The sequence below is a fragment of the Streptomyces sp. col6 genome (genome assembly GCF_008042035.1).
Classification (GTDB): domain Bacteria; phylum Actinomycetota; class Actinomycetes; order Streptomycetales; family Streptomycetaceae; genus Streptomyces.
Window position 1 is genome coordinate 412648 of sequence record NZ_RDBL01000029.1, and the last position, 12981, is coordinate 425628.

General features: G+C 73.3%; 13 protein-coding genes. 5 read left to right on the plus strand and 8 right to left on the minus strand.

Translation table 11 applies throughout. The annotated features are described in order from the left end of the window. Positions 1–110: 110 nt before the first annotated feature. Positions 111–1430, minus strand: a complete 1320-nt coding sequence (locus tag EAO73_RS31125) for an MFS transporter (protein ID WP_147974853.1) — start codon at positions 1428–1430, stop codon at positions 111–113. Between the two features lie 159 nt (positions 1431–1589). On the opposite strand from EAO73_RS31125, the gene EAO73_RS31130 reads away from it, so the two are divergent. Beyond that, positions 1590–1922 (plus strand): hypothetical protein, encoded by a 333-nt coding sequence (locus tag EAO73_RS31130; protein WP_147974854.1) that lies wholly within the window; start codon positions 1590–1592, stop codon positions 1920–1922. 10 nt (positions 1923–1932) lie between these two features. Here EAO73_RS31130 and EAO73_RS31135 read toward each other — a convergent pair whose 3' ends face one another. Continuing rightward, positions 1933–3210 carry an MFS transporter gene (locus EAO73_RS31135; RefSeq protein WP_147974855.1) on the minus strand — a complete coding sequence of 426 codons (1278 nt, stop codon included), beginning with the start codon at positions 3208–3210 and terminating at the stop codon, positions 1933–1935. A 102-nt stretch (positions 3211–3312) separates the two neighbouring features. Between EAO73_RS31135 and EAO73_RS31140 the strand changes: the two genes are divergently transcribed. Further along, entirely contained in the window at positions 3313–4305 is a 993-nt protein-coding gene (locus EAO73_RS31140) for a GlxA family transcriptional regulator (protein ID WP_147974856.1), read from the plus strand. 171 nt (positions 4306–4476) lie between these two features. Here EAO73_RS31140 and EAO73_RS31145 read toward each other — a convergent pair whose 3' ends face one another. The 3 genes from EAO73_RS31145 to EAO73_RS31155 form a co-directional block, all read right to left on the minus strand. After that, a complete protein-coding gene (locus EAO73_RS31145) occupies positions 4477–4947 on the minus strand; it encodes an ATP-binding protein (RefSeq protein WP_147974857.1) in 471 nt (156 codons plus the stop codon). Between the two features lie 463 nt (positions 4948–5410). Continuing rightward, the gene (locus tag EAO73_RS31150) at positions 5411–5932 is read right to left on the minus strand and encodes an EF-hand domain-containing protein (RefSeq protein WP_132902856.1); all 522 of its coding nucleotides are present in this window, start codon (positions 5930–5932) and stop codon (positions 5411–5413) included. Positions 5933–6024: 92 nt separating this feature from the next. Further along, positions 6025–6399 (minus strand): STAS domain-containing protein, encoded by a 375-nt coding sequence (locus EAO73_RS31155; RefSeq protein WP_147974858.1) that lies wholly within the window; start codon positions 6397–6399, stop codon positions 6025–6027. Between the two features lie 233 nt (positions 6400–6632). Here EAO73_RS31155 and EAO73_RS31160 point away from each other — a divergent pair, with 233 nt between their 5' ends. Together EAO73_RS31160 and EAO73_RS31165 are read left to right on the plus strand one after the other, a co-directional pair. Continuing rightward, the gene (locus EAO73_RS31160) at positions 6633–7211 is read left to right on the plus strand and encodes an RNA polymerase sigma factor (RefSeq protein ID WP_147974859.1); all 579 of its coding nucleotides are present in this window, start codon (positions 6633–6635) and stop codon (positions 7209–7211) included. Further along, positions 7208–8563, plus strand: a complete 1356-nt coding sequence (locus EAO73_RS31165; RefSeq protein WP_147974860.1) for a zf-HC2 domain-containing protein — start codon at positions 7208–7210, stop codon at positions 8561–8563. The genes EAO73_RS31160 and EAO73_RS31165 overlap by 4 nt, the downstream gene beginning before the upstream one ends. Before the next feature lie 9 nt (positions 8564–8572). Here EAO73_RS31165 and purU read toward each other — a convergent pair whose 3' ends face one another. Together purU and EAO73_RS31175 are read right to left on the minus strand one after the other, a co-directional pair. After that, positions 8573–9451, minus strand: coding sequence for a formyltetrahydrofolate deformylase (purU, locus tag EAO73_RS31170; RefSeq protein ID WP_147974861.1), 879 nt, complete (start codon positions 9449–9451; stop codon positions 8573–8575). Positions 9452–9479: 28 nt separating this feature from the next. After that, the gene (locus tag EAO73_RS31175) at positions 9480–9926 is read right to left on the minus strand and encodes an SCO4402 family protein (RefSeq protein WP_147975402.1); all 447 of its coding nucleotides are present in this window, start codon (positions 9924–9926) and stop codon (positions 9480–9482) included. 181 nt (positions 9927–10107) lie between these two features. On the opposite strand from EAO73_RS31175, the gene EAO73_RS31180 reads away from it, so the two are divergent. After that, positions 10108–11388 carry an ABC transporter substrate-binding protein gene (locus EAO73_RS31180; protein ID WP_147974862.1) on the plus strand — a complete coding sequence of 427 codons (1281 nt, stop codon included), beginning with the start codon at positions 10108–10110 and terminating at the stop codon, positions 11386–11388. A 48-nt stretch (positions 11389–11436) separates the two neighbouring features. On the opposite strand, the gene EAO73_RS31185 is transcribed toward EAO73_RS31180, so the two are convergent. Then, positions 11437–12936 carry a hypothetical protein gene (locus EAO73_RS31185; protein WP_147975403.1) on the minus strand — a complete coding sequence of 500 codons (1500 nt, stop codon included), beginning with the start codon at positions 12934–12936 and terminating at the stop codon, positions 11437–11439. Between the last annotated feature and the right edge of the window lie 45 nt (positions 12937–12981).

The following is a 12981-nucleotide window of genomic DNA, read 5'->3' on the forward strand; positions in this document are numbered from 1 at the left end:
CGCCCGCCCCGACCACACGGGCGGCGGCCCGTCCGGCGCCTCCGCCCGTTCCCGCACCCGCTCCGCGGTGTTCCTCGACATGAGAACCCCCTCCCGCGTGCATTCTGGCGCTACGCCACGAGCGCCGCCCCAGCGGGTTCCCGTACGCGCCGGATCACCAGCACCATCAGCGCCGCCACCGCGCACAACGCCCCCGCCGCGTACCAGACGACGTCGTACGTACCGAAGTAGTCCCGCGCCACCCCGCCCAGGAAGGCGACCAGCGCCGCGCCCACCTGGTGCGAGGCCAGCACCCAGCCGAAGACGATCGCGCTGTCCTCCCCGTACTGCTCGCGGCACAGGGCCAGCGTCGGCGGGACCGTGGCGACCCAGTCCAGGCCGTAGAACACGATGAAGAAGACCATCGGCGGCTCGACGGTGGGCTGCATCAGGAGCGGCAGGAACAGCAGCGAGACCCCGCGCAGCGCGTAGTACACCGCCAGCAGCCGGCGGGCGTCGAAGCGGTCGGTGAGCCAGCCGGAGAAGACCGTGCCGATGATGTCGAAGATCCCGATGACCGCGAGGAGCGAGGCGGCGGCGGTGATCGGCATGTGGTGGTCGTGCGCCGAGGGCACGAAGTGCGTCCGGATCAGGCCGTTGGTGGAGGCGCCGCAGATCGCGAAGGACCCGGCCAGCAGCCAGAACGGTCCCGTACGGGCCGCGTCGAACAGCACCCGTACGGTCCGGCCCGCCGCACCCCGCGTGGGCGCCGGCTTCTCGACGTAATCGCCGCCGTACGGGGCGAGCCCCACGTCGGCCGGGTGATCCCGCATCAGCAGCCAGACGAACGGGACGACGACCAGGGCCGCCAAGGCCACGGTCACCGAGGCCGGGCGCCAGCCGTGCCGGTCCACGATCCACGCGCAGAGAGGGAGGAAGACCAGCTGGCCCGAGGCCCCGGCGGCGGTGAGGATCCCGGTGACCAGACCGCGCCGGGCGACGAACCAGCGGTTGGTGACCGTCGCGGAGAACGCCAGCGCCATCGAGCCCGTACCGAGGCCGACGAGCAGGCCCCAGTAGAGCATCAGCTGCCAGGCCGCCGTCATCCGGACACTGGCCAGCGCCCCGGCCGCGACCATGGTCAGCGCCACGGCCACCACCCGGCGGATGCCGAACCGGTCCATCAGCGCCGCGGCGAACGGCGCGGTGAGCCCGTACAGCGCCATGTCGAGGGAGACGGCGAGGCCGATCTGGCCGCGCGACCAGCCGAAGTCGTCCTGGAGCGGGTCGAAGAGCAGACCGGGCAGGGAGTTGAAGGCGGCGCCGCCGATGATCGTCACGAAGGTGACGGCGGCGACGATCCAGGCACGGTGGACTCGCCACCGGCGCGGCGCGTCGGGAGCGGTCGGCAGCGGGGCGACGGGGACGGCGCTCTCGGTTGTCGGATTCACCCGCCCAGCATCCGGTCGCGGGCCCGTTCCCCACGAGTGGCCCGAGGGACACGGTTCGCAAGGATCGGGCCATGCCGCTTCCGCTCGTATGCGCGTACGATCTGCGACGCCCGGCGGCCCGCATCCGTGCCGCACCGTCCATGTCCTCGGGGGGACTTCATGCAGTGGGCCGAACGTCAGCGCTTCAACCACGGGTCCTCGCTGATGCAGGGGTGGGGCGCCCTGCTGCTGCTCATCGCCTGCGCGCTGTGGGCCTGGCTGGGCTTCCTGATCTGGGACACCGAGGACACGCTGTACTGCTTCCGCGCCTCGTCCATCTGCGAGATGGACACCACGATGCCCAAGCAGCTGACCCTGCTGGGGATCTCGGCGCCGCTCTCGGTGGCCGGTACGGGGCTGCTCGTCGCCGGAAGTGTGCGCCGGCAGACCAGCGCACACGTCCTGCGGGTCATCGAGATGCAGCAGTCCGAGGAGCGGGCGCGCAACAAGTAGCGCCCGGGGCTCAGCCGATCCGCTCCAGGCGGCGGACCGGGCGGGCCGCGAGCAGCACGCCCACCACGGCGAGGTTGATCACCGCCCCGGCGATCAGCACCTCGCCCGTGCCCAGTTCGTCCGCGACGGGCCCCGCCAGCGCGCGCCCCGCCGCCACCATCAGCAGCGAACCGGCCACGTCGTACGCGTGCAGCCGGTTCAGGGATTCGGGCGGTATGTGGGTCTGGACCGTCGTCGACCACATCACCAGCCAGAACGCGGAGGCCGCGCCCGCCACCAACTGCCCCGCGCCCAGGGCCGCCACGGGCAGCCCGAGCCCCAGCACGACCAGGTTCCCGCACACCCCGGTCAGCGCCACGGCACCCGCCGCGAGCGGGCGGCGCGGGCGCAGCCGCAGGGCGAGCAGGCCACCGACGACGCTGCCCGCGCCGTTCACCGCCATCATCGCTCCGTACGTCCCCGAGCCGTGCGCCTCGGTGACCCGGACCGCGGTGAGCGGGAGCATCGGGCCGAGCACGGCGAAGCCGTACACCGTCCAGACCGCGATCACGCCCCAGAGCCAGCTGCGCGCGGTGAACTCCCGCCAGCCGTCGACGAGTTCGGCCACGAACGAACCGCGCGGCGTCTCGTCCGAGGGCGCGGGGGCCAGGCGGAGCAGGAAGAGGCACGCCCCGGAGACCAGGAAGGTGGAGGCGTTGGCCGCGTACACCGCTCCGGCGCTCGCCAGGCCGACGAGGACGCCCGCGAAGGCCGGACCCGCCATGGTCATCAGCGCCTCGGAGACGCGCAGCGTGGCGTTGGCGCGCTGGACGTCCGAGGCCACGCGCGGCACGGTGGACGCCACGCCCGGCTGGAACAGCGCCGCCCCGACACCGGCCACCGAGCTCAGCGCGTACACCGCCCACAGCGGCGGGTTGCCGGTGGCGAAGGAGACGGCGAGCAGGGAGGCGCCGACCAGCCGCAGCGCATCGGCGATGATCATCATGCGGCGCGGGGTGAACCGGTCCGCGAGCACGCCGCCGGAGAGCACGAACACGGCGAGCGGGCCCATCCAGCAGGCCAGCGCGTAGCCGACGGACGAGGCGGGGCGGCCGGCTCCGAGCAGCCCGGCGGTGAGCGCGACCGGGATCATGCCGTCGCCGAAGACGGCGGCCGTCCGGGCCACGAAGAACAGCCTGAAGTTACGGTTCCAGAGCTGCCGGCCGGTCTCCTCGAAGAGCGGCGGCAGGGGCGGGAGAGGGGACGGACCGCCGTGAGCGGCCTCGGGGTCCGTGGCGGGAATGCGCACGGGGTCTGCTGACTTTTCCTTCACGCCGATGACATGTATCAGCTTATGGTCTATACCAGCTAGGCAATTTCACCGACCGGAACGGACCGAAGGGAGTCCGCTGTGCCGCACCGGGTCGTCGTTCTCGCCCTCGATGGGCTGCTCCCCTTCGAACTGGGCATCCCCCAGAGGATCTTCGGACTCGCACGCCCCCTGGAGCCGCAGGACCGGGACCGGAGGCTGTACGACGTCGTGACCTGTTCGGTACGCCCGCCGGGCCCGGTCCACACCGACGCCGACTTCACGATCACCGTCGGCCACGGGCCCGAGGCGCTCGCCACGGCGGACACCGTCGTCGTCCCGGCCAGTTACGAACTGGGCCCCGTCCACAGCGAGGGCCGGCTGACCGACGAACTGTCCGCCGCGTTCGCGTACGTCCGGCCGGGCACCCGGATGGTGTCCATCTGCACCGGCAGCTACGTCCTGGCCGCCGCCGGCTATCTCGACGGGCGCCCCGCCACCACGCACTGGGCCTCCGCCGACCACTTCCAGCGGCTGTTCCCGGCCGTCCGGGTCGACCCGGACGTCCTGTTCATCGACGACGGCGACGTCCTGACCTCCGCCGGGGTCGCCGCCGGGATCGACCTCTGCCTGCACATGGTCCGCCGCGACCACGGGACCGCCATAGCCAACGACGTCGCCCGGCGCACCGTCGTGCCGCCGCACCGCGACGGCGGGCAGGCGCAGTACATCCAGCGGCCGGTCCCCGACGCCCAGTTCGCCTCGACGACCACCGCCCGGTCCTGGGCGCTGGGCCGCCTGGAGCGGCCGATCCTGCTGCGGGACATGGCCCAGCAGGAGTCGATGAGCGTACGGACGTTCACCCGGCGGTTCCGCGAGGAGGTGGGCGTCAGCCCCGTGCAGTGGCTCACCCAGCAGCGGGTGGAGCTGGCGCGCCGGCTCCTGGAGTCCACGGACCTGTCCATCGACCAGGTGGCGCGGGACGCCGGCTTCGGCACCTCCACGTCCCTGCGCCAGCACCTCCAGGCGGCGCTGGGCGTCTCGCCGACGGTCTACCGGCGCACGTTCCGCACGACGGCCGGGAACCGGGCCTAGGGCCTGTCGTCAAACTCCCCTCGTCGCCCGGAGGGCGGCCGTGCGGCGTCTGGTGCGTGCTCTCGGCGTGCCGGGCGCGATCCCTCGTACTGGACGTACTTGGGATCTCGGCCGGTGCGGCGAGAGTGCGTGCCAGGCGTCGCGCGGCAGAGGGGAGTTTGACGACAGGCCCTAGGGGACTGCCGGCTCGGCGCCGTGGACGCCGGGCTGCTGCAGCTGGACCTGGATCAGCGGGACGCTCCGGTCGACCTCGCACCAGATGCGCTTGCCCGCGCCCTCCGGCTGCCAGCCCCAGCGGTCGGCGAGGCCGTCGACCAGCTCCAGGCCCCGGCCGCCGGTGTCCTCACCGCGCGCGTGCCGCTGCTGCGGCGGGCGGCAACTGGCGTCGGCCACCTCGACCCGGACGGTCCCGGCGCCGCCCGGGGAGCCCGACGAGCCGAACAGCATGCGCAGCACGGCCGGACAGCCGGTGTGCACGACCGCGTTGGTGACGAGCTCCGAGATGAGCAGGATGAGGGTCTCGGCCAGCGGCTCGTCGTCCCGCACACCGGACCCGGCGAGCCGTGAGCGCGCCCATCTGCGGGCCCGTCCGACCTCCGCGGGGTCGGGCCCGACCTCCAACTGAACCTGAAGCACCTGCACCGCTCACACCATCCGAACCGGCGGACACATCGCCTCGCGCCTCCTGAGGGTCACGGAACGTGATTCCCTTACGCGACAGCATGGTTGACGTACAGTCACCGCAACAAGCGCTTCGGGCATATTCCAGCGCGAAGGAGTACGCGTAGTGCATACTGTGCGACGCACATTGCGGAGAGTCGAACAGTGACGCCGTCCGCGCCCGGGAAACGACTTCCCGGCAGGCCCGGCCCCGCTGTGCCGACCGCGAGCAGCGCACCTCGCGCGGACCCGGGGCGCCGCACAGGCCGCACCCGGACCGCCAGGTTCCAGAACCACTCGCATCCCACGGAGGGTACCCGAGGCGGGCGCCGACTCCACCCCGTGACGAATCACGCAAAGGACACAAGCCGGTATCGGTGACCGGTCGTCGCGCTGCGTCACGCCCAGGGGCGGAGTGCCCGCCCCCGGAGCACGAGCCCGGTTCCTAGTCCGGTTCGATCACCGTCACGTACGCCGCGAGCGCGGCCACCGCGTCCTCCTCGACGACCCCGCCGTCCCGGTCCGTGTCCAGGCTCTGCGCGGCGAACGCCGCCGCGTCCGGGCTGGCGCCGAGCACCTTCAGCGCGCGCTCCACGGCCGGCACCGGCGCCCTGCCGTCGCCGGACGGGCCCGCGGCCACCGCGAGCGCCGCACGCAGGAACGGGCGGGCGATCTCCGCGAACCGCTCCGGGTTGTCGCGGAGCCGCTTCACCGCCCCGCCGACGAACTCCTCACGGGTGACGCGCTGGTCCCCGTCCACGTCGGCGATGCCCGCCATGCCCTGCCAGAACGCCTCGGCGCCGTTGTAGAGCGCCTGCCCCTTGTCGCAGCGGGCCGTCGTACCGAACTCGGTGAGCAGACGGGCCGCGGCGGCGTTGAAATCCGCGCGATCGATGTATCCGTTGCCGTCCTGGTCGAAGGCGGCGAAGCGGAAGGCGATCTTGCGCTCATACTCTGCGCTGTCCATGCGGGGAGCGTACGACGCCTTCAGGCGTCACGTGTCACTTACCGGGACCAGCCCTGTGACAGCCGCGCATCAACCGGACCGCGACGACGGTTTCAGGCCGTCAGGGGCTCGGCATCCTCGTCGACCGCCGCGTCCCAGTCCGGGTAGACCTCGAACAAGCGGCGCACGCCGAGGGCGGCGAGCACGCGGTTGACGTGGGAGCCCTCCTCGGCGCCCCGGGCGGGCAGGATCAGGCGCAGACGGCCCCCGCAGGACCGCATCAGGCGGCGCAGGGCGATGAGCACGCCGACCCCGCTGGAGTCGCAGAACAGGACTCCCGACAGGTCGAGGACCACGTCGTGGCGGCCCACGGCGACCACGTCGTGCACGGACTGGCGGACGGTGGCCGAGGTCAGCAGGTCCAGTTCGCCGCCTATGTGCAGCACGGTCCATCCGCCCCGCTCGGTCTCGGAGACTTTCAGGGTCACGCGACTGGGCCTCTCGTTCCGGGGATTCCGGAGCCCGGCAATCCGGAAGTTTGGGTTCCTCCTTGGGCGGCTGCCCCCGTACGCCCCTCACGAAACACCCGTCTCGCAAGGTCGGCGTGTTCATGGGACGTACTTGTCGCAAAGGGGCGTGCTCCGGCGGGGCGGCCGACTACATTCGGACAGGACGAGGGGGACGGCTACGGCGCAGGTCCGACGGCGGAGGGTTGGGGCACATGGCCAGAAACGCACCACCCCGCTGGGACCGCAAGATGCAGCAGCGGCTGTCGCGGGGCGAGGCGGCCGCCCTCGGCGAGATGTACGACCGGTTCGCCGCCCTCGTCCACAGCCAGGCCCACCGGATGCTGGACGACGAGGACGCCGCCGACCTGGTCACCCGCGAGGTCTTCGCGCACGTCTGGGAGAACCCGGACGCCTACGACCCCAAGCAGGGCTCCATGCGGGCCTGGGTGACTCATCTCACCCACCGCGAGTCCGTACGGCGGCTGCGCGGCGGCCCGGACGACGACGATCCCGACGACCCCGATGATCCGGACGAGCTGGAGGAGCGGGTGCGCCGTGCCACCGCCGCGGCCCGCGCGGACTACATCGCCGCCTCCATGCCCGCCCCGCTGCGGGCCGCCCTGGAGCTGGCCTACGTCCAGCGGCGCGACTACCGGCAGACCGCGGCGGACCTCGGGGTCACCGAGGACGAGGCCCGGCGCCGGCTGCGGCTCGGGCTGCAGCTGCTCTCCACCGCCCGGACCCGGCCGCTGGAGGGCGCCCCGCCGCCCGGATACGGGAGGTCGCTGTGAGCGGCTCCACGGACGGCCGGGACGAGGACGGCCGCGACGAAGAGGTGCGGGGCGCCCGGCGCATACCGGGCCCCCGGCCCGCCGCCGACGACTTCGGCGACCTGAGCCGCGTACCGCCGCCGGAGCCCACGCCCCGGCCGCAGCCTGAAACGGAACCGTCGGGGCAGGCCGCGCCGGAACCGGAAGCGGAACGCCTCCCCCACCCCGCGCCGGAACCGGAGGCGGAAGCCGAAACGGAAGCCGGGCCGCCCGCCCTCGTCCTGCCGCACCGGGTACTTCAGGCCCTCCTCGGGGCCTGGGCGCTCGCCGCGTGCTCCGCCGAGGAGACCGCGGCCGTCGAGGCGCACCTCACCGAGTGCGCGCCCTGTGCGGACGAGGCGCTGCGGCTGCGGGACGCGGTCGGGCTGCTGCACACCGACCGGAGCCTGGATCTCGACCCGCTGCTGCGGGCCCGGGTGCTGGAGAACTGCCTGAACCGCCGGCCCGCGAAGATCCCGGTGCCCGACTGGGCCGCCCCGTACGACGCCGAGACGGCGCGGCTCGACGCGCTGCTGCGGGACATCGGGGACGCCGAGTGGCATGCCCCGGTGCGGCTGGAGTGGTTCGAGGGCGAGCGCGCGGTGGGCCGCCGGACCACCGTCGCCGGGGTGATCGGGCATCTGACGGCCGTGGACAGCCTGCTCGGCGCGGCCCTCGGGCTCGACGACCCGCTCGCCGGCGCCCCGCTCTCCCCCACCGCGCGCACCGAGTCGTACTGGTCCGCCCACCGGCTCCCGCCGACCCGCGCCGTCCGCGAACCGTGGCGCGAGCAGAGCCACACACTGATCCGGACGGTGTCGTTCGCCGGGCGCGGGGTCTCGGAGCTGTCCGTGTCGTACGGGGACTTCGCGCTGCCGTTGCAGGACGCCCTGCTGGACCGGGCCTTCGAGTGCTGGGTGCACGCCGGGGACATCGCGAAGGCGGTGGACTACCCGTACGAGCCGCCGTCCGCCGGGCATCTGCACCGGATGATCGACCTCGCGGTCCGGATGCTGCCCGCCGCGCTGGCGGTGCGGCGCCGGTCGGGGCTCGCGGGCCCGGCCCGGCAGCTGGTGACGGCCGGTTCGCCGGGGCGCTCGCTGCACCTGGAGATCGAGGGCTCGGGCGGCGGCGACTGGTACGTGGCGCTGGACTCCCCCGCCGCCCTCGGCTCGGCCGCGCACACGGTGGCGCAGGTCGCGCTGGACGGCGTGGAGTTCTGCCGGCTGGTGGCGGGGCACGTGCCGCCCGTGGAGGCGGCGGCCGGGCAGAGCGGGGACCCCGAGGCGATCCGCGACGTGCTCCGCGCGGCCGCCTCGCTCAGCCGTCTGTAGGGGCGCCGCTCAGTCGAAGACCACCGTGCGGCGGCCGTTGAGCAGGATGCGGCGTTCCGCGTGCCACTTCACCGCGCGGGCGAGCGCCTGGCACTCCACGTCGCGGCCGATGGCGACCAGCTGGTCCGGGGTCACGCCGTGGCCTACGCGCTCGACCTCCTGCTCGATGATCGGGCCCTCGTCGAGGTCGGCCGTCACGTAGTGGGCGGTGGCGCCGATGAGCTTCACACCGCGCGCGTGCGCCTGGTGGTAGGGCTTGGCGCCCTTGAAGCTCGGCAGGAACGAGTGGTGGATGTTGATGATCCGGCCGCTGAGCTGCTTGCACAGGTCGTCCGAAAGGACCTGCATGTAGCGGGCCAGGACGACCAGCTCCACGTTCTCCTCGCGGACCAGCTCCAGCAGCTCCGCCTCGGCCTGCGCCTTGTTGTCGCGGGTGACGGGGATGTGGCGGAAGGGCACGTCGTACGAGGCGACCAGCTCGGCGAAGTCCGGGTGGTTGGAGACGACGGCGGCGATCTCGACGGGCAGCGCGCCGATCCGGGACCGGAAGAGCAGGTCGTTGAGGCAGTGGCCGAACCTGCTGACCATCAGCACGATCCGCATCCGCTCCGACGACCGGTGGATCTGCCAGTCCATGGCGAAGGAGTCGCCGATCGCGGCGAAGCTGGCCCGCAGCTTGTCGACGGTCACCGGGGTGCCCGCCGAGAAGTGGACGCGCATGAAGAACAGACCCGTGTCGTGGTCGCCGAACTGCTGGCTGTCCTCGATGTTGCAGCCGGTCATGAACAGATAGCTCGACACGGCGTGCACGATGCCCTGTTTGTCCGGGCAGGACAGGGTCAGAACGTACTGATCGGGGGCGGTCTCGGCAGGCTGCGGCGCGGTCATCCCCGTAGCGTGCCACACGGGCGGCTTCTCAGGCGGCCCTGGTCATAATGCGGAGCACGTCCAGCGAACGGGGCGGGGCGTCGGGGTCCTCGCCGTCATTGGTGGACAGCAGCACATGGGCCTCGCGGGCCGCCGAGACGGCCTCCGGCCAGCCGTGGTGCTCCAGGTAGGCGGAGACGGGGGCGTCCGCGCCGACCTGGTGCATGATGCGCAGCACCCGCAGCACGGCGGCGTCCACGAGCGCGGCCTCGCCGGCGTCCCGGAAGATCGTGCCGACGTACTTCTCGGCGGACCAGTTGTCGAGCCAGGTGTCCTCGACCAGGCGGTACACGGCGTCGGTGACGTCGCCGTACCCCTCCCGGCCGGCCAGCCAGCACTCGTGGTGGAAGACGGGGTCGGAGAGCATGTGCAGCGCCGAGCGCACGTTGCTGCGCCAGCGCCACCACGGAAGGTCGTTGAGCGGCATGCCGCCCATGGTGGAGGAGCGACGGCCGCGACGGGAAGAGTTCTCGGAACCTTGCTGCACGGTTGTCGATCGTACGTTCCCTTTTCGATGCCCTTCACCGGCCCCCGGCCCCCGGCGTTCACCGGGACGTCACCGAGCGTTGAGGGACGCACAGCACGGCGTTACCCGGGGCCGGGAAGGGTCTGGGTCCATGACCGGACGGCGACGCCCCCCTTCCTCCCGCTCCTTCAGGACGATCACCGGTGCGGTGGCGGCGGGGGCCATGCTGCTGACCGGCTGCGGCGCGCTCCCTGGGGGATCGGGGGACTCCAGGGAGCCCGTCACCGTCGTCACCTGGGCGCCGAGCGGGGACTCCGCCCCGGAAGCGGCGAACATGGCGGGGATGACCGCGATGGCGCAGGCGTACGGGCGCTGGATCAACGCCGCCGGCGGGATCGACGGGCACGAGCTGCGCGTCGTCACCTGTGACGAACAGGACACCCCCACCGGCGCGGGGAACTGCGCCCGCCGGGCCGTCAAGGAGAAGGCGGTCGCGGTCCTCGGCTCCTACAGCCGGCACGGGCGGGCGTTCATGGCCCCGCTGGAGGCCGCCGGAATCCCGTACATCGGCGGCTACGGCGCCTCCGAGGAGGAGTACCGCAGCTATACGTCCTACCCGCTGACCGGCGGGCAGTCCGCGCTCCTCGCGGGCACCGCCGGTCAGCTCGCGCACGGCTGCGACCGGATCTCGCTGGTCCGCCCGGACACGCTGGCCGGCGACAGCCAGGCGTGGCTCCTGCGCACCGGGCTCACGGGCGCCGGCCGGCCGGCGCCGCTCGACATACCGGCGTCCGAGGAGGCCACCTCGTACAACGCGGAAGCGGAACGCGCGCTGTCCGGGGCGGGCACGGACGGCGGGTGTGTGACCTCCGTGCTCGGCGACCGCACGGAGACGTTCTTCGACTCGTTCCGGCGGCTGGAACCGGAGGGGACCCGGGTGCGCGTGGCCTCCGTGCTCGGCAGCGTCGGCCAGCCGCTGATCGACCGCACCGGCGGCCGGAACAGCCCCTTCGAGGGGGCGTACGTCACCGGCTGGTACCCGGCCCCGGGCGACGCCCGGTGGAACGAGATGCGGAAGGTGATCCGCGAGCACGCCTTCCGCGACGACCGGATCGACCCGGACGACACGGGCGTGCAGACGACCTGGATCGCGTACACCGCGCTGAGGTCGCTCGTCGAGGCGATGCACGAGTCCCGGATCACCGCCGGGAAGGTCACCAGGGCACTCGGCCGGGGCGTCCGCGTGGACACCGGCGGCCTCACCCCCACGCTGCGCTGGCGCTACGACGACATGCTCGGCTCGGAGGCGTACCCCCGCATCGTCAACAGCAAGGTGACGTTCCAGGTGGTGCGGGACGGGCGGCTGGTCGCCGAGCGGAAGGGCTTCGTGGACGTCGCCCGAACCCTCGTCGACGCCAGCGCCACCCGCTGACCGGGCGGCGGACGCCCGCGCGCCGCACCGGCGCGCGGGCAGTCGTCCTCAGAGCGCGGTCGCCTCGCGCTTCGTCAGGCCGTACTTCTCCGCGATCTTGTTCCACAGGGTGGACGCCTGCCGCTTCGCCTTGCTGGCCTCGCCGCTCTTCACGGTTGCCTGCTGGGTGTGCGACGTCGTCCGGGCGTGGCCGTGCTTGCAGACCTTCTTGCTCTTGGCCTGCTGCGCCCAGGCCGCGTAGTGGTCGTCGGCGGACGCGGACGCCTGCCAGGCCGTGGTGAGCGCGGTGATCAGCTGCTGGTTGTCCGGCAGCCGGTCGAGGGTCAGGCCCTGGAGCCGGGTGACCAGCTCGCGGCGCTGCTTCGCGGCGCCCTTGAGGTCGGTGACGGCCTGGTCCAGGGCCGTGCAGTTCTTGGTCTTCTCGACCGCGCCGATCACCGCCGCACGGCTGTTGTTGCTGTCCGCGAGAAGCTTGTCCAGCTCCTCGGCCTGCGGCTTTGCCGGGTCGGCCGGGGCCTCTCCCTTCCCCTTCGACGGGCCACCGGCGGCCGGTGAACTCGCGGACGCCACCGGCTGCTTGCCGTCCTTGTCGTCATCGTCGCCGCCGCTCATCAGCGCGCCCGCGCCGAGCCCGATGACCGCGCATCCGACGACGACCGCCGCGATCAGCGGCACGGCACCGGACCGCTTGCGCCGCCCGCCGCCGTCCCCGTCGTCGTGCCCGGCGCCGTCCTGGGGGCCGCTGTACGGAGGCGGCTGCTGGAAGCCCTGCTGCGGCGGCGGTCCCGCCTGGTACGGCGGCGGCTGCTGCCGGCCGCCCTGGCGCGGAGGCTGCCGCGCCGGGTCGAACCGGGGCATCTGCTGCGTGGCGCCCTCGGGCTCGTCGCTGCGGAAGAGGTTGTCGAACTCGGCGGGCGGCTGCCGCTCGCCGGGCGTCCCGGGCCGGATGCCGTACGGGGCTCCGCCGGGCACCGGGGGGATGTACTGCGTCGCCTCGGCGTCCCCGCCGCCCTGCGGGGCCTGCGGGCCGGGCTGCGGGCCGGGCTGCGGTCCGGGCTGGGGGAAGCCCTGCTGCGGGGCGTGGCCCAGGAACTGGGTGGACTCCGCGGGGTTCTCAGGCGGCAGCCCGCCGGGCGCCGGGCCCGCCGGGATCGGCGCGATGTACTGCGTGGCGTCGGCGTCACCGCCGGGGGCCGCGCCGGCCTCGGGCGGCAGCGGCTGCGCGTACGGCTGCGGCTGGTGGGCGGGCGGCTGCGCGGCCGGGAGCGGCCGGCCCTGGTCCTGGCCGTACGCGGGCGGCTGCTGCCCCTGTCCGTACGGGTCCTGCCCGCCGTACTGCTGCCCGTACTGCCCCTGCTGCTGCCGGCCGTCCTGGTACGGCTGCTGCGGGCTGTCCTGATACGGCTGCTGCTGGGGGTAGCCGTACCCGCCCTGGCCACCGCCGTCCTGCGGGCCCCAGGGCTGTCCCCAGGACTGCCCGCCGACCGGGGCCGCCCGGTCCGCGGCACCCCCCGGCGTCCAGGGCTCGCCGCCGTCCGAGGGCAGCACGACACCCTCGTGTGCGGGCCGTACAGCAGGGGGCTGCTGCTCGTC